This window comes from Lentzea fradiae (assembly GCF_900100955.1).
In the GTDB taxonomy this organism is placed as follows: Bacteria; Actinomycetota; Actinomycetes; order Mycobacteriales; family Pseudonocardiaceae; genus Lentzea; species Lentzea fradiae.
The window spans coordinates 389821-405591 of the sequence record NZ_FNCC01000004.1 but is presented as its reverse complement, the minus strand read 5'-3'; the positions used below and the strand labels follow the sequence as shown (position 1 = coordinate 405591).

The window sequence follows — 15771 nt, the reverse complement described above, 5'->3', positions numbered from 1 at the left end:
ACAAGATCGTTTGGGCAGTTCATGGACAGAAAGTTGACAAACGATCTGTGGGCCGTCTGGATCGTTACCCTGCGACGCACGGAGGATCGTCCATGCGCCGAAGAGGGCTTCACATCGCGATAGCCGACGCTGTACGCGGGTTCACCACGACCGCCGTGGCGGTCCGGGACCGCTGATGGACATGGAACCCGGTTCGCCCCTGGCCAACGCGGTCAAGGCCGCTCGTTCCGCGGCGCTGCGCGGCAACGTGCTGGGGGTGGACCTCGCCTACGCGAGGGCCGCCGAGATCAGCCCGGTCGTCACCTACGACCACTGCTCCACGTTGCTGCACCTGGGTGCCATCGGCAGGGCCGCTCAGCGGTGCGACGAGTACCTCTCCCAGTTCGACGACACGGCGTTGCGCGTGCTGCGGGCCCAGATCCGCAGCAGCGCGACGAACCACGACGGCGCGACGCGGGAAGTTCGCGAACTGCGGCGGCGCAAGCTCTCCGAGCTGGAACAGGCGAAGCTCGCGCGGGTGGCCGCACTGGCCGCCGCCGACCGTTACGACTTCCCCACCGCCGAGAGCGAGCTGGACGCCGCCGAACGGCACTTCCGCCGCGCGGGCCGCAGCGAGTTCCTCGAAGACGTCGGCAGGGACCGGTTGCTGCTCGACGTCCGCAGGACGACGCACGTGCCGCGGCTGGCGTTCCCCGGCTTCCTCACCCCGGCCGAGTTCCTGCGGCGGTCGGCGGCACTGCGGCGGGACGTGCGGTACGAGGAGGCGCTGGCGCTGATGACCAGGGCCGTCACCAGCTACCAGGTCGAGCCTTCGCTGCGGTTCGCCGTGCTGTACGAGCTGACGGTGCTGCTCGTCCTGACGCGCCAGGCGGGTGCGGCGCGCAAGCTCTTCCCGCTGCTGGTGTCCGCGGCGGGACCCGAGGTGATCTCGAAGCTCCCCGACGCCACCAGGACGCCGCGCGTCGAACGCCGGCTCGACCACGTCCGGCGCTTGGTGGTGGACGGCGAGCTGCTGAAGGCCAAGGGGATGCTGGGCGAGGGCAACTCCGCCCTGTGGCACCTCACGGCCGCGGAGATCGCCCACGCGGAGGACCGGTTCATCGAGGCCGCCTGCCACTTCCGCGAAGCGGCGGACCGGTCGACGCACTCCGAGCTGAAAGCGTTGGCACTGCGCAAACTCGGTGACGCGTGCGCGGACGCCGGGCAGGAGGACGAGGCGGCACGGCACTGGCGCGAGTCGCGGCACGTCGAACAGACCGCGGTCAACTGGCAGAACCGCCCCAACGCCAAGCTCAGGATGTTGCGCGCCACCCCGGACGAGAACGACGGCAGGGTGCTCGCCGCGGTCCGCCGCGTGCACCGCGAGGGCGAGAAAGCGTTGCCAGGGCTGGTGGTCGCGGTCGAGGCGGCGTTGAACTCCTCCGGCCTGTGCGAACCCAGCGACCTGCCCCGCTACACCGACCTGCGCGCGGCCCGGCGCTGGCTCGCCAGGACGACCAGGCGGCTGCCGCGCGACCAGGTCGTGTGGATGATGCACGCGACGCCGGACCAGCTGCACCACGTGCTCGTCGGCCGGGACGTCGTGCACCTGACGACCGACGTCCACATCAGCGACCTCACCGAGACCGTGCGCAGGCTCAAGGCGTGGAAACCCCGGCAGGAACCGACTGTCCTGGGCGCGTTGCTGCTGGAGCTGCGGGCGTTGATCGGGCTGGACGCCGTCGTCGAGGCGTTGCCGCCCACCGTCACCAGGATCGCCGTGGCGGCGGGAGGTCTGCTGGCCGACGTCCCGCTCGCCGGTCTCCCGGTGCCGGGAGACGACCGGTTCCTGGGCCTGGGCCACGCGCTGTCGGCCCTGCCGTGCCTGTCCGCCCTGCCACTGCTGCGCGGTCGCGCCGGTGCGCAACGAGGCGACGAGACCGCCGTGTTCAGCGCCGACCCGTCGTTCCGCCCGAGGTCGGGCGTGCGGTTCCGGGAACTGTCGGACCTCGGGTTCGCGCTGGAGGACCGCCGTTTCCGCCGCGTCCGCATCGACGCGCACGGCACGTCCCACCGGCTGAGCCCCGACCGGTCGTGGTTGAGCTTCGGTGACGAACGGGTATCCGCCGAAGCATTGGGAAGCATGGACTTCAGCAGCTGTGGCACGGTCGTCTTCGGCGCGTGCGGGCCTGCGTTCGTGCGCGCGGCCCTCGCGGCCGGTGCCGGGGCCGTGGTCGCGGCGCGCTGGGCGACGGCGGACGGTCCGGCGCGCAGGGTGCTCGACGCGTTCGACCGGAACCTCGCGACGCTGCCGCGTGACCAGGCGTTGCAGCACGCGTTGAGGGAGATCGGCGACCGGCACCCCGCGGAGTGGGCGTGCTGGTCGCTGCACGGTGACGCGGGAGTCCAGACCGCGGCGGGCCCGCTGCGGAGACGACTGAGGAAGAACGGAGAACCGGTGCCGCTCGAGACCCGTCCCAAGGTGTTCCTGTCGTTCGCCGAGGAGGACCGGGCGCACGCCGAGCGGCTGCGCGCGGACCTGGAGGAGCGCAACGTCGAGACCTACCTGGACGAGACGGGGACAGCACCGGGCGGCACCGTGGGCGGCGAGCTCGCCACATCCGACTACCAGGTCCTGCTGTGGTCGGCGAACACCGCGCGGCACGAGTGGGCCACCGACGAGTGGACTTCCGCGGTCGCCTCGGAGGTGACGCGGCGGCGGGCCTTCCTGTTCCTCGTGCGGCTCGACGAGGAACCGTTGCCGCCGTTGGCCCCCCGCAAGCACATCGACCTCGTCGACGCGGCCGACCGCCTGGTGGCGACGTGGCGCACGGACCGCAAGTCGGAGCTGCCCGTGTTCCCGCAGCCGGTGCCGCCGGCGCCGGACGGGCCGACCACCGCGATCTCCGTGCGCAGCCACGACCTCGGCGTCACGCACGTCGTGATGGTCCCGCTGCACGTGACCGGCGCCGAGCTCTACCAGGCCGTGTTCGACGGGCTGCGGCTGCCGACCGAGCAGGCCACCTTCGACGGCGCGACCGGGATGCGGTTCTCCTACGAGCTGTTCCAGCAGAACACGTCCATCCCGACTGATCAGTCCATTGTGGAGCTTGCGTCGGACGTCGTCGACATCGCCGTGCGGGTCGAGCCGCTCGGCACCGGCTCGTCCCCGCGGGCGCAACGCGCGGACGAGGGATTCGACGTCGACCAGCAGCGGATGTTGCTCGTCGCCGCGTTCCGCCACCTCTTACCCTGACCGGGTGCCCCCGCTGGTGAGGCAGATCTCCGCGCATTTCGCAGGCCGTGGTCGCGGTTTTCACCCATTCCGGGCCGATACACACGTACGTGTGAACGGGTAGGTTCTCCGCATGGCCGAGCCTTTCGCGTGGGTGCCCGCCGGGATCAACACGGACGTGCCGAGCGCGGCACGCGTCTACGACTTCCTGCTCGGGGGTGGCCACAACTTCGCGTCGGACCGCGTCGTCGGCGACAAGGTGCTGCAGATCCTGCGCGACGGACGCGCCATCGCGGCGTCGAACCGCTCGTTCATGCGCCGCGCCGTCCTGCTGATGCTGGAGCAGGGCATCACGCAGTTCCTCGACCTCGGTTCGGGCATCCCGACGGTCGGCAACGTGCACGAGATCGTGCAGCAGGAGAACCCGGACGCGCGCGTGGTGTACGTCGACTACGACGAGGTCGCGGTCTCGCACAGCCAGCTCATCCTGGAGGGCAACGACAGGGCGGGCGTCGTGCAGGCCGACATGTGCCGCCCCGACGACGTGCTGTCCGACCCGGTCGTGAAGGACCTGATCGACCTCTCGCGACCGGTCGGCCTGCTCATGGTCGCCGTGCTGCACTTCGTCTCGGACGAGAAGGGCCCGGCCGAGGTCGTCGCCCGCTACCGCGACATCATGCCGCCCGGCAGCCTGATCGCGCTCTCACACCTCACCGCAGACTTCAAGCCCGCCGAGATGGGCGGCGTCGTCGAGGCCATGCGGCACAGCCGCGACCCGATGTACTTCCGCCCGTTAGCCGAGTTCCAGGCGATGTTCGAGGGCATGGAGGTGCTCGATCCGGGCATCGTCACCGCACCGCGGTGGCACCCGGAGCTCGGCCCGGCGGGAGAAGGCGGCCCCGAGGACGTCTACGTGGGCGTCGCCCGCAAGCTCTGACTCCGCCGATGTGAAGAATGGCGCGCGTGGAGCCCCTCGACACCGCACCCGCCGTGCGGGCGCGGATGAGCAAGCAGAAGACCCGCGACACGCGGATCGAGGTCGAGCTGCGCCGAGCCTTGTTCGCGGCCGGCCTGCGCTACCGGGTCCACCGCCGTCCCGTGCAGGGCGTGCGACGAGAGGCTGACATCGTCTTCACCGCGGCGAAGGTCGCTGTCTTCGTCGACGGCTGCTTCTGGCACGGCTGCCCGGAGCACGCGACGTGGCCGAAGAACAACGCGGAGTTCTGGCGCACGAAGATCGAGACCAACCGGCGGCGTGACCGGGACACGGACGCCAAGCTGGCCGAGGCCGGGTGGCTGGCGGTCCGGGTGTGGGAACACGAGACGGCGTCAGCCGCGGCCACCCGCGTGCACGAGGCCGTGCGCGGCAGGCGGCCGGGCTGACCAGCCACATCGATTCCCTCCGGCTAGCGGAACGTCCACGTCTGGGCCGGGGTGCCGTTGCACGTCCAGATCTGCAGCCGCGTGCCGGGAGTCGTCGACGCCTCGGGGTTGTCCAGGCACAGTCCCGACTGCGGGTTCTGGACCGACCCGTCCGCACGGACGCGCCACTGCTGCGCGCCGGTGCCGTTGCACTGCCACAGCTGCACGCGGGTGCCGGGGGTGGTGCCGCTGCGGTCCACGTCGAGGCACTTGCCGGCGATGGCGATGGTGCCGTCGGGGACGACGCGCCAGCGTTGGGCGTAGGAGTTGTTGCACGTCCAGATCTGCACCGGGTTGCCGTCGGCGGTGGCGCCCTTGTCGTTGTCCAGGCAGAGGTTCGCGGACAGCTCGACTCGGCCCGCGCCGGACGGGAGGCGTTCGGACGGGAGGGTGGGGGTGTTGCGGTGGTAGAAGTCGACGGCCAGGTAGTTGGGGGTCTTGCGGGCGGCGGGTTCGCAGAAGCGGCGGGCTCGGTCGGCGGCCTTGGAGTTGTCGGTGGCGACGGTGTTCTCGATCGGGACGTCGCGGAAGTGGTTCATGACGAACAGCGGGCGGAAGTTGTTCTCGGTGGCGGTGAGCGGTTTGTCGCCCCAGCGGGAGTAGCAGGACCAGTCGGACGCGCCGAGGCCGGAGCCCATCGACCAGTAGTTCTCGACGGTCCAGTCCTTCTGGTACAGCACGCCGGTGTCCTCGCGGCCGTCCCTGGCGTGGTCGGTGAAGATCAGCAGGCGTTTGCCGGAGGCCCTCAGCTGCGACAGGGTCGGCCAGCCGTTCTCGCGGACGCCCTCGGCGCGGAACAGGAGGTCGTTCAGGCCCTGGACGCGGGCAAGCTCGGCGCGCAGGACGTCGGCGGAGACGTAGTCCTCCAGGAAGACCGTGACGATCTCGGTGGGGCGTGACCGCAGGAAGTCGACGATGCGCTGGAGGTCGACGTTGAGGGCGACCGGTCGGCTGACGAGGGTGCAGCTGTTGTGGCAGAGGATGGCGCCGTCGGGGGTCTGGTGGATGTCGAGCATGAAGCCGCGGACGCCGTCGTTGAGCTGCTGGACGATGCCGCGCGACTGGTTCGGGGCGATGTTGGCGAACGAGAAGCCGCCGTCGACGCCGTTGGCGTAGGCGTTGTGGGTGGTCAGGAACGTCATCTCGTCCAGGCGCGGGTCCGCGGGGCGGGGCACCCTGACCGGGTTCACCGGGGTGAGGTACCACGTGTCGGCGCCGGTGCCGACGCGGATGCCGTCGGTGCCGGAGGCGACCAGCCAGCGGTCGGCGCCGGGGTCCTTGAAGCGGTACCTGTCCTGGTCGTCGAGGGTGGCGACCCAGCGGGCGGCGTCGCTGGAGCAGCTGGTCATCTGGACGGCGTCGCCCGCGCGGCCGAGGCACTGGCCGCCTTCGGACAGGGTGGTGCCGTTCCAGGTGAACTGCTGGCGGTCCTCGTTGCCCCTCGGGCGGTGCTGGACGACGGACGAGCCGGAGACCGCGGCGTTCTGGCCGGTCACGGCGCTTTGCAGGTAGTAGTCGCCGGTGGGTGCGGCTGTCGCGTCGACGGGGACGAGCAGCAGCGGCACCAGCGCGAGTGCAGGGATGATGCGCATGACGTGAAGACTCACGCACCCGGATGAACATGAAAAGGCTTCACGTCGAAATTCGCCCCAAAGCGAGGCCGGTGTGGCCCGGACCACAGAACCCGTTGCAGCGAACGGCGGCGCGCGCGGGTTTCCCGGACCGCACACCATCCACGGACAGAAGGGGGCGGCGTGGGGTTCGACCAGTTCGTCGCTGACCGGTTAGACCGGCTGTTGCGGTACGCCACGGCCATCACCTGCGACAAACACCTGGCGCAGGACATCGTCCAGAACGTGCTCATGCGCGCGCAGAGCAGGTGGGAACGCATCGAGAAGATGAGCGCCCCCTACCTCTACGTGAAGCGCATGGTCACCAACGACTACCTGTCGTGGCGGCACCGCAAGGCGGCGCGGGAGATCGCCGTGGAACGCGCCGAGCTCGCCCAGCGCGTACCGTCGATGGCCGACCCGGCCGACGCGCACGCCGAACGCGATGCCATGCGCGCACGGATCGCCGTTCTGCCGCGCAAGCAGCGTGCGGCGTTGGTGCTGAGGTTCTACGAGGACTGCACCGACGCGGAGATCGCACAGGTGCTCGCCTGCACGGAGTCGACCGTGCGCAGCCAGATCACCCGCGCGCTCAAGACGTTGCGGGCCCACGAAATCGCTCGATCCACCACCCTGGGGGTGCACTCGTGAACGACCTCATCCGCCGGGCCATCGCCGCCGAGGCCGACGAACGGCCCGATCCCGCGACGGTGCTGGCCGGGTTGCGCAGGACCAGGCAGCGCAAGCCGTTCGGTCTGGTCGTCGGAGTCGCGTCGCTGACGGTGGCCGCGGCGGCCGCCGCCGTGGTCATCCCGATGACGATCAAGAAGACGGAGTCGGCGCCGGTCGCGGCGGCACAGCCGGCCACCGCGCAGAACGTGCTGCTCGTCGGCACCGACGACGTCGACTTCGCCGACGCGATCCTGCTCGCGCGGTTCGAGGCGGACGGGTCGGTCAACGCCGTCTCGGTGCCGCGCGACATCGCGGTCGGCGACACGACGATCAACCGGCTCTACCGGGACGATCCCGCGCGGCTCGTCTCCGCCGTCGAGCAGGTGACCGGGCAGAAGGTGGACCACCACGCCGCGGTCAGGATGGCCGAGTTCGGCAAGATCGCCCAGGTCGTCGGCGGTGTCGAGGTCTGCCTGAAGAAGGCGGCCGTCGACAGCATCACCGGTGTGTCCTTCCCCGCGGGCAAGCAGACGCTCGAAGGCGACAGGGCGCTCGCGTTCCTCCGCCAGCGCCACGGCCTCGCCCACGGCGACCTGGACCGGGTCCGGCGGCACCAGGCGTTCCTCGCCGGGCTCGCGGCCAAGATCAGCAAGGACAACGCCCTCGCGCTCGCCCGCGAGGCGGGCGGGTCGATCCGCGTCGACAGCGGGTGGGACGTGCTCGCGTTCGCGCAGCGGTTCCAGGGGCCGGTCAAGATCGTCGTGGGGACGCTCCCGGTCGGCGAGCCGGTCACCATCGCGGACAACGTCCTGGCGCTGCCGGCCGACCCCTCGCGGGCGAAGCAGTTCGTCGAGCAGCAGTTCGCGGGCGGGGCACCGGCCCAGGACGGGTGCGTGGACTGACCTTCACCCGGTTGGAGCATCAAGTCCCCCGGCCGCACCGCCGATGACCATCGTGTAGCCCGCCGGATGGTCGCGACGCCTGGCGGAGCACCTCCACGGGTGCCGTGAACTCGAAGGACGTCTCCACCGGTTCGCTGTAGCGCGGTGGCCATGTCGTCACCGCGACGTCCGCGACCGGCTCGTTCCACGTAGCGCGGGCCGTCAGCTCCCAGCGCGTCACCGTCCGGTAGATGCCCGGCTGTAGCGACTCGTCCTCGACGATGTTCTCGTCGTCCTCGACACGGCCCGGCAGATGGTCGAGGCGTTCGACGTGGTCAAGTGATCCGGGACGAAGGGCCGCACCTCTCGCCGCGGGGGTGCGGCCCTTCGCCGTGTGCGGCGCCCAGCGAGCGGCCCGTAGCCTGGCCGTATGCGCGTTCTTGTGGTCGCCGCACCGCTGTTGGGCCATGTGTTCCCGTTGATGCCGCTCGCGCTCGCCCTGCGCGACGCGGGACATGACGTCGTGGTCGCGACCGGTGGCGAGGCGTTGCGGGTCCGCGAGTCGGGGCTGCCCGTCGAGGACGTGGTGCCCGCGAACGTCCGGTTCGGACGGATCGCCCTGCGGATCGTGCTGGCGCACCCGTTCGTGGCGCGGCGGGAGATGCTCGGCAGCGGGCGGCTGGACTTCGTGTCGCGGCTGTTCAGCGCGGTCGGCGACGCGATGGTGGGGCCGCTGCGCGCGTTCAGCGAGCAATGGCGGCCGGACGTCGTCGTGCACGAGCCGCTGGCCGCCGCCGGGTCCGCGCTCGGGCTGCCGTCGGTCATCCACGACGTGTCGCTGTTCGACGGCGTGGACCTGACGGCCGCGGTCGGCGCGCGGATGAAGGCCGGGGTGCGCTCCCCGGTGACGATCCTGCGGACCGCGCCCAAGAGCCTCGCCGAGTTCCTGGGCGGGAAGCCGTTGCGGTTCGTCCCGTACAGCGGTGACGGCGAGCTCCCCGCCTGGCTCGCCGAGCCGTCGGGCAGGCCGCGCATCCTGGTCAGCCGCAGCACCGCCCCCGGTCCCGGCTCCGGCCGGATGATGGCCGCCGTGGCGCGGGCGGCCGGTCAGGTGGACGCCGAGTTCGTGCTGGTCAGACCCGAGCGGGCGGACGGCCTGCCGGAGAACGTGCGGACCGTCGGCTGGGTGCCGATCCCGCGGGTGCTGCCGCTGTGCGACGGGATCGTGCACCACGGCGGCGCGGGGTCGCTGCTCGGCGCGCTCGCGGCCGGGGTGCCGCAGCTCGTCGAGCCGGGGCCGGGCGACCGGACCGTGCACGCGACGATCCTCAGCGGACGCGGCGCCGGGCTCGCCGCACGGCCGGAGGAGGTCACGCCCGCGTTGCTCACGCGGCTGGTCGAGGACTCGAAGCTGCAGCGGGCCGCCGGTGAGGTGCGGGACGAGATCGCCGGGATGCCCTCGCCCGCCGAGGTCGCGGACCGCTGGGAGTCCTTCCTGCCCGCGGGTGGCTCTTCGGGAGTTTGACCCCGGCGTAATAAAAGAGCCTCTAATGTGGATCGGTGCGCATTCTCTTCTCGAGCTTAGGCTCGCACGGACACGTTTATCCGATACTCCCCCTCGCCATCGCCGCCCGCGATCAGGGACACGACGTCCTCTACGCCGTCGACTCGGGATTCCACTCCACTGTGGAAAAACTGGGTCTCACGGTCGTCGACGCGGGCGTCAGCATCTGGGACTCGTTCCGCCAGGCGAACGCACTGCACGGCACCGCGCAGTTCCGCAGGGACATGCTGCGGCAGACCGCCGTCGACGCCTTCGGGTCGGTGCTGCCCAGGGCTTTCGTCAGCGACCTGGAGCCCGTGCTGGAGCGGGACAAGCCCGACCTCGTCGTCTTCGAGCTGATGAACGCGGGCGCGGGCCTCGCCGCCCTGCGCGCCGGCATTCCCGCGGTGTGCCACGGATTCGGCAAGATGGACGGCGACCTCGTTCCCGAGGCCATGAGCGACCTGTTCCTGGAGTACGTCGCCGAACTCGGCATCACCGTGCCCGATGGGCACCATTACGGACTCGGATCGCCTTATCTCGACCCCTTTCCGCCGTCCTTGCAGGACCTCGGCTTCCTGTCCGACGTGGACCGAATTCCGCTGCGTCCCGTCCCGTTCGCGGAACCGGGTGAATTGCCCGACTGGGTGACGAAACGGTCGCGTCCGCTCGTGTACCTGACGTTCGGGACGGCGTTCTCGAACCCGGACGTGCTGCGGACCGCGATCACCGGACTGTCCGGGGTGGACGCCGAGGTGCTCGTCGCGACGGGACCCCAGGTCGACCCGTCCGTGCTGACCGACGTGCCCGCCAACGTGCACGTGCTCCCGTGGGTGCCCCAGGCGGATCTGCTCGCGCACGCAGATCTCGTCGCGCACCACGGTGGCGCGGGCACGACGGTGAGCGCGATGGCCAACGGCGTGCCGCAGCTGGTGCTGCCGCAGGGCGCCGACCAGTTCCGCAACGGCGAGATCGTCACGGGCACCGGTCTCGGTGCCGCGCTCGTCGCCGAGCAGTTCACCCCCGAGGCCGTGCGGGACACCGCGGCGGCGCTGCTGGTCAGCGAGGACGTGCGGGCCGCGAACGCCCGCATCGCCGCCGAGATCGCCGCCATGCCTCACCCGGACGAGGTCGTGCCGAAGCTCGTGGAGCTGGCCGGCTGACTGCCGCCCGGGAGGAAACGCGGGGCCCCCGCGTTTCCTCCCGGGAAACGAAGGGCCCCCGCGTTCCCCCAGAAGCTATTCGGTGGGCACCGACCTCAGCGCGGTCAGCGCCTCGTCGACGGAGTCGTGCAGCAGCAGCACGTCGGCGACGCCCGTGACCTGCAGAGGCCGCTTCACGGCGCGCTGCGGCGCCACGACGTGGAAGTCCTTGCCGTGCTCATCGGCCAGCTCGTGGGCCGTGATCAACGTGGAGATGCCGGTCGAGCCGAAGAAGGTCACCTCGGTGAGGTCCGCGACCAGCGCGGGGCCCTCCCCGCGGAACCCTTCGCGCAACGCGTCGAGCACCTCGTCAGCCGTGTCCACGTCGATCTCACCCTCGACCGCGACGACCACCACACCGGCGATGTCTGCGGCACGCACGGTGAGCAGCGGCGACTCCCTGAACTGATCTTCGTTCACCAGCACTCCCCGGTGGCCGAAGCACGTGGAACGCGGACTCCGAGCACGCTGCTGAACCCGGCTACCCGTCCGACGTTACGGCCGTTGCTCCCGCACCACAACCTATTGCTCACCCAACCGTCTGATCGCCGCGACCGGTCCAGTGTCGCGCACTCCCCCGGCCAGGTGGACGGTCACCCCCCTGAGTCACCTCGTCGGCGCCGCCGGGCCGGTGCGGGCGGAGAACGCCAGGACGCGGGCGGGCACCATCTCGGTCAACGGGCTGTCAGCTCACCCCAGACGACCTTGCGACCGGCCCGTTCCCCGACGCCCCAGCTCGTGCACAGCACGGCGACGAGCCGCAGCCCCCAGCCGCCGGGACGCGGCACCGGACGGGCGGCGCCGTCGTCGGCCACCTCGACCAGGACGCGGTCCGCGGCGCCGGTCAGCCGGACGACCGGGCAGCCGCCCCCGTGCCGGACGGCGTTGGTGACGAGCTCGTCGACGACCAGCACCACGTCGTCGAGACCGCCGCGGTACCCGCAGCCCAGGACGACCCGGCGGGCGAAGTCGCGGGCGAGCGACGCTCCCCCGCCGCGGTCCCCCTCGGGCAGGGAGAACACCGCTTCGGTGAGCGCGCCGGTGGTCACCCCCCAACACTGCTCCGCCGGAGCCCGTCCGTGCAGGTGCAGCCGAACCAACCCCGCTGGTGCGGGTGCACCAGCCGAGCGGCGCCTCACCCCACGGCGTACCGGAAGTTCGGCGTTCGTCCGATGACCCACGGCCGCAGGACGGCGAACACCTCCTCGTGCAGCTCCTCGACGCCGAGCCGCGGCGAGATCAGCTTGACCACGTGCGACGCGCCCAGCGCGCCACCGAGCGGGAGGACACCGATGAAGATCGGGACGGTGGAGCGTCCCGCCAGCCGCCGCACCTCCTGGAGCGCGTCCAGCGGAAGATCGCTGACCAGCACGTTGTCGCCCTGGTAAGAGTGCGGCGGGAGCGGTTTGCCCGCTGCCTCCGCGAACGGCCGCGGACCGACGTCCTCGCTCAGGCGTGGTGCGACACGGAGGTGGCCGACGTCGAACGGCCGGGTGCTCGCGAAGGTCACGCGCACGACGTCGCCGAGCGTCGCGAGGGTCGGCGTCACATGAGCGGGCAGGTCCCACGCGTGGAGCGCGTCGAACACCGCCTCGGCGTACCGCGCTTCGAAGATCATCGATCCCGCGTGGACCTGGTCGATCTCCAGGAGCTCGAACTCCAGCGCGGTGACGACGTCCGCGACCTCCTCCGTGCGGCGGACGCGGTCCTTCGCCAGGCCGAACTCGCGGACGAGCACGCCGAAGCCACCGCCGAGCGTGTAGCCGACGACGCCGACATCGCTCGCGTCACCGCTCAGCGGTGCCAGGCCGTGCGGCGCTGCCCGCTCGATCACGTCCTGCCACACCGCGCCCGCCTCGGCCCTCGCGGTCCGGGTGGCGGGGTCGACCTCGACGCCGTTCATGCGCTTGGTGGAGATGAGGACACCGCTGGTGGGCGTGGTGAGGCCGTGGCCGGTGGCCTGGACCGCGTGGCCGAGCCCGCGGCTCTCGGCGTACTCGACGGCTTCGCGCACGTCATCGGCGTTCTCCACCGCGAAGATGATCTGAGGTTCGTGGCGAAGCCCGGTCTGGAAACCGCTGCGTTCGTCGTCGTAACCGGGGTCGTCCGGGTGGAAGATCTGCATGTTTCCAGCGTTGTTGAGCTCGTCTTATATGTCCAACATCTAGATGTGCTGACTTCTATAATCGTTGGTTATGGAGATTCGGCAGCTGGAGTACTTCGTCGCGGTGGCGGAGGAAGGTTCGTTCACGCGGGCCGCGGAACGGGTGCACGTCGCGCAGCCGGGCGTCAGCGCGCAGATCCGGCGGCTGGAACGCGAGCTGGGGCACGACCTCCTCGACCGGTCCGGGCGTGCCGTCACGGTGACCGCCGTCGGCGCGGCGGTGCTGCCGTTGGCACGAGCGGCTCTCGGGTCCGTGGAGTCGGCCCGGCGGACCGTCGAGGAGATGGCCGGGCTGGTGCGCGGCGCCGTGCGCGTCGGGATGGTCGTGTCGTGCGGGGTGATGGACGTGCCCGAGCTGCTGGCGGCGTTCCACACGTCGTTCCCGGGTGTGGAGATCACCTTGACGGAAGCCAACTCCGACGAGCTGGTGTCGTCCCTTGTGGACGGCCGCCTGGACCTCGCGCTGATCGGGTACGCCGGTCCCGCACCGGACGGGCTGGCGGTGCGGGTGCTCGCCGACGAACCGCTCGTGGTCGCCGTCACCGACGCCGATCCTTGGCGCGCAAGGGAATCCGTGCCGCTGGACGAGCTGCTGGAGCGCGGGGTGATCTGCCTTCCGCCCGGCACCGGGTTGCGCGGAGCGCTCGACGAGGCGTGCGGGACGCGACGGCCGCGGATCGCGTTCGAAGTCTCCGCTCCGCCGATGGTGATCACGCTGGCGCGGCGCGGACTCGGCCCGGCCGTCCTGGCGGCGTCGATGGTGCCGCCGGACCTGCACGCGGTGCGGATCACCGATCCGGTCCCGTCCGGGGCGCTCGCCTTCGCGTGGCGCGCGGAAGGCCCGCACAGCCCGGCCGCACGGGCGTTGATCGGGCTCGCGGAAAACCGGGTGACAGCGCCGTAGGGCTCCTGTCACGATCATCGGCATGTTCCTGGTCGCGGTGTGCAACGAGTTCGCGGGTGTTCCCGCGGACGCGCTCGCCGCTGCCTCGGCACAGCTGGCCGGCGCCCGACTCTGACCCTTTCCCAGTCCTCCCCTCAGGACCGCTGGGGGAGGGTCGTGGCGGTCCAACGGTTCTGAGCCTCCAGCTGAACGCCTTTCGAGGAACAGGAAATGAAGCAAGAGTTCGTGCGCGCCAAGCCGCACCTCAACATCGGCACGATGGGTCACGTCGACCACGGCAAGACCACGCTGACCGCCGCCATCACCAAGGTTCTGTCCGAACTGGATCCTTCAGGCACGACCTTCACGGCGTTCGACCGCATCGACCGCGCCCCGGAGGAGCTGGCGCGCGGCATCACGATCAACATCGCGCACGTCGAGTACGAGACGCCCACGCGGCACTACGCGCACGTCGACATGCCCGGCCACGCCGACTACGTGAAGAACATGATCACGGGGGCGGCGCAGCTGGACGGCGCGATCCTCGTGGTGTCCGCGGAGGACGGCACCATGCCGCAGACGCGGGAGCACGTGGTGCTCGCGCGCCGGGTGGGCGTGCCGCACGTGGTGGTGGCGCTGAACAAGGCCGACGCCGTGAGCGACCCCGAGCTGCTCGACCTGGTCGAGCTGGAGATCAGGGACCTGCTGTCGCGGTACGGCTTCGACGGCGACGCCACCCCGGTGGTGCGGGTGTCCGGCCTGCGCGCGTTGCAGGGCGACCCGGAGTGGGTGCGGTCGGTCGTGGCGCTGCTCGACGCCGTCGACGAGCACGTGCCGGTGCCGGAGCGGGACCTCGACGGCGCGTTCCTGATGCCGATCGAGAACGTCCTGACCATCACCGGTCGCGGCACCGTCGTGACCGGCGCGGTCGAGCGGGGCGTGCTCGGCGTCGGGGACGACGTCGAGGTCGTCGGTCTCGGCGCCGCGGTGACCTCGGTCGCCACCGGCATCGAGACGTTCGGCAAGCCCATGCGGCAGGCCCAGGCGGGAGACAACGCCGCGGTCCTGCTGCGCGGGGTGAAGCGCGGTGAGGTGCGGCGGGGCCAGGTGCTGGCCCTGCCGGGCAGCGTCGCGCCGCACACCCGGTTCCGGGCGTCGGTGTACCTGCTGTCGCACGCGGAGGGCGGCAGGCACACCGGAATCACGTCGAACTACCGGCCGCAGTTCCACTTCCGCACCGGCGACGTCGTCGGTGTGGTGGAGCTGTCCGGCACCACGCTCGCCATGCCGGGCGACACCGTCGAGGTGACGGTGGAGCTGGGCAAGGCGGTGGCGATGGACGCCGGGCTGGGGTTCGCGATCCGCGAGGGCGGCAAGACCGTGGGAGCGGGCACGGTCCGCGAGGTCCTCGCCTAGGCGGCGGCTGACGGCCCGAGAAGGTGGTCGCGCCGCCTGGAGGAAGGCGCGCCGGGAGACGTCCCGGCGCGCCTTTCCCGTGCGGTCAGCCGGACTCGTCGCTCGTGGAGTGCGCGGTCCCGACCGGCTTCGACTCCGGCGAGCCGCGTTCGCGCAGGTAGACGCTGAGGATCGCCATCGACGCGATGGCGAGGAACTCGGACTGCCAGTTCTGCAGCGACCGGCTCCAGAAGTCGGCGCTGAAGAAGTACGCACCGAGCCCCATCGGCTCGGCGAGCGGGTCGGAGTTGTTCGAGTACCAGCCCGCGACCCACTGCAGGCCCCACGAGAACAGGAACAACGCCAGCATCACGAGGCCCAGCGACTTCGAGAACACCGCGGTGCGCCAGCCGCCGGCACGGGCCCACTTCGGCGACGACTCGTCGGCGAACCGCCCGACCTGCTGCTCCCGGTCGCTCTCCAGACCGACCTTCCCCGCCGGCTTCGACTCCGGCGAGCCCTTCTGGACCAGCCAGACGGTGGCGGTCACGTACAGGAAGAACTGCAGGTACTCGGACTGCCAGTTCTCCACGACGTCGACCAGGAAGTCGGCGGAGAACAGGTACGACCCCAGGGTCAGCACCGGCTGACCCAGCGCGGCCTGACGCTCGTTGTACTCGGCGTGGCCCGCGAAGAGCTGGCCCACCAGCGCCGCGAGGAAGAGACCGAAGAAGACGAGCGTCAGGCTGTGCTCGCGCAGGAATCTCCTCATAGGACCGGATGCC

At 71.0% G+C, this 15771-nt stretch carries 14 protein-coding genes; 9 read left to right on the top strand and 5 right to left on the bottom strand.

All coding sequences use genetic code 11. The features are described from left to right. Positions 1-175 precede the first annotated feature (175 nt). From BLT23_RS11655 to BLT23_RS11645, 3 genes are all read left to right on the top strand, one after another. The gene (locus BLT23_RS11655) at positions 176-3235 is read left to right on the top strand and encodes a TIR domain-containing protein (RefSeq protein ID WP_090048371.1); all 3060 of its coding nucleotides are present in this window, start codon (positions 176-178) and stop codon (positions 3233-3235) included. 112 nt (positions 3236-3347) lie between these two features. Further along, the gene (locus BLT23_RS11650) at positions 3348-4151 is read left to right on the top strand and encodes an SAM-dependent methyltransferase (protein WP_090048369.1); all 804 of its coding nucleotides are present in this window, start codon (positions 3348-3350) and stop codon (positions 4149-4151) included. A gap of 17 nt (positions 4152-4168) precedes the next feature. Next, a complete protein-coding gene (locus tag BLT23_RS11645; RefSeq protein ID WP_176946696.1) occupies positions 4169-4597 on the top strand; it encodes a very short patch repair endonuclease in 429 nt (142 codons plus the stop codon). Between the two features lie 23 nt (positions 4598-4620). Here the strand turns inward: BLT23_RS11645 and BLT23_RS41295 are convergent, their stop codons facing one another. Further along, positions 4621-6228 carry a PI-PLC domain-containing protein gene (locus tag BLT23_RS41295; protein ID WP_218133717.1) on the bottom strand — a complete coding sequence of 536 codons (1608 nt, stop codon included), beginning with the start codon at positions 6226-6228 and terminating at the stop codon, positions 4621-4623. Positions 6229-6390: 162 nt separating this feature from the next. Between BLT23_RS41295 and BLT23_RS11635 the strand changes: the two genes are divergently transcribed. From BLT23_RS11635 to BLT23_RS11620, 4 genes are all read left to right on the top strand, one after another. Continuing rightward, complete coding sequence (locus tag BLT23_RS11635; protein WP_090048367.1) at positions 6391-6897, top strand: sigma-70 family RNA polymerase sigma factor; 507 nt, start codon at positions 6391-6393, stop codon at positions 6895-6897. Next, the gene (locus BLT23_RS11630) at positions 6894-7820 is read left to right on the top strand and encodes an LCP family protein (protein WP_090048364.1); all 927 of its coding nucleotides are present in this window, start codon (positions 6894-6896) and stop codon (positions 7818-7820) included. The genes BLT23_RS11635 and BLT23_RS11630 overlap by 4 nt, the downstream gene beginning before the upstream one ends. Positions 7821-8229: 409 nt before the next feature. Then, the gene (locus BLT23_RS11625) at positions 8230-9324 is read left to right on the top strand and encodes a nucleotide disphospho-sugar-binding domain-containing protein (RefSeq protein ID WP_090048362.1); all 1095 of its coding nucleotides are present in this window, start codon (positions 8230-8232) and stop codon (positions 9322-9324) included. A gap of 35 nt (positions 9325-9359) precedes the next feature. After that, the gene (locus BLT23_RS11620; RefSeq protein WP_090048360.1) at positions 9360-10505 is read left to right on the top strand and encodes a glycosyltransferase; all 1146 of its coding nucleotides are present in this window, start codon (positions 9360-9362) and stop codon (positions 10503-10505) included. Between the two features lie 75 nt (positions 10506-10580). Here the strand turns inward: BLT23_RS11620 and BLT23_RS11615 are convergent, their stop codons facing one another. The 3 genes from BLT23_RS11615 to BLT23_RS11605 form a co-directional block, all read right to left on the bottom strand. After that, complete coding sequence (locus BLT23_RS11615) at positions 10581-10964, bottom strand: STAS domain-containing protein (RefSeq protein WP_176946695.1); 384 nt, start codon at positions 10962-10964, stop codon at positions 10581-10583. 254 nt (positions 10965-11218) lie between these two features. Beyond that, the gene (locus BLT23_RS11610) at positions 11219-11593 is read right to left on the bottom strand and encodes an ATP-binding protein (RefSeq protein WP_090048355.1); all 375 of its coding nucleotides are present in this window, start codon (positions 11591-11593) and stop codon (positions 11219-11221) included. 86 nt (positions 11594-11679) lie between these two features. Further along, complete coding sequence (locus BLT23_RS11605) at positions 11680-12669, bottom strand: FAD-binding oxidoreductase (RefSeq protein WP_090048353.1); 990 nt, start codon at positions 12667-12669, stop codon at positions 11680-11682. 70 nt (positions 12670-12739) lie between these two features. On the opposite strand from BLT23_RS11605, the gene BLT23_RS11600 reads away from it, so the two are divergent. Further along, positions 12740-13612 carry a LysR family transcriptional regulator gene (locus tag BLT23_RS11600; RefSeq protein WP_090048351.1) on the top strand — a complete coding sequence of 291 codons (873 nt, stop codon included), beginning with the start codon at positions 12740-12742 and terminating at the stop codon, positions 13610-13612. A gap of 210 nt (positions 13613-13822) precedes the next feature. Continuing rightward, positions 13823-15007 carry an elongation factor Tu gene (gene tuf, locus BLT23_RS11595; protein ID WP_090048350.1) on the top strand — a complete coding sequence of 395 codons (1185 nt, stop codon included), beginning with the start codon at positions 13823-13825 and terminating at the stop codon, positions 15005-15007. A gap of 85 nt (positions 15008-15092) precedes the next feature. Here the strand turns inward: tuf and BLT23_RS11590 are convergent, their stop codons facing one another. After that, entirely contained in the window at positions 15093-15758 is a 666-nt protein-coding gene (locus BLT23_RS11590) for a DUF6766 family protein (protein ID WP_090048348.1), read from the bottom strand. Positions 15759-15771 lie beyond the last annotated feature (13 nt).

Coding starts and splice junctions, on each gene's coding strand:
- BLT23_RS11655 (WP_090048371.1), top strand. CDS start 176: ATGGACATGGAACCCGGTTCGCCCCTGGCCAACGCGGTCAAGGCCGCT.
- BLT23_RS11625 (WP_090048362.1), top strand. CDS start 8,230: ATGCGCGTTCTTGTGGTCGCCGCACCGCTGTTGGGCCATGTGTTCCCG.
- BLT23_RS11645 (WP_176946696.1), top strand. CDS start 4,169: ATGGCGCGCGTGGAGCCCCTCGACACCGCACCCGCCGTGCGGGCGCGG.
- BLT23_RS11600 (WP_090048351.1), top strand. CDS start 12,740: ATGGAGATTCGGCAGCTGGAGTACTTCGTCGCGGTGGCGGAGGAAGGT.
- BLT23_RS11590 (WP_090048348.1), bottom strand. CDS start 15,758: ATGAGGAGATTCCTGCGCGAGCACAGCCTGACGCTCGTCTTCTTCGGT.
- BLT23_RS41295 (WP_218133717.1), bottom strand. CDS start 6,228: ATGCGCATCATCCCTGCACTCGCGCTGGTGCCGCTGCTGCTCGTCCCC.
- tuf (WP_090048350.1), top strand. CDS start 13,823: ATGAAGCAAGAGTTCGTGCGCGCCAAGCCGCACCTCAACATCGGCACG.
- BLT23_RS11650 (WP_090048369.1), top strand. CDS start 3,348: ATGGCCGAGCCTTTCGCGTGGGTGCCCGCCGGGATCAACACGGACGTG.
- BLT23_RS11605 (WP_090048353.1), bottom strand. CDS start 12,669: ATGCAGATCTTCCACCCGGACGACCCCGGTTACGACGACGAACGCAGC.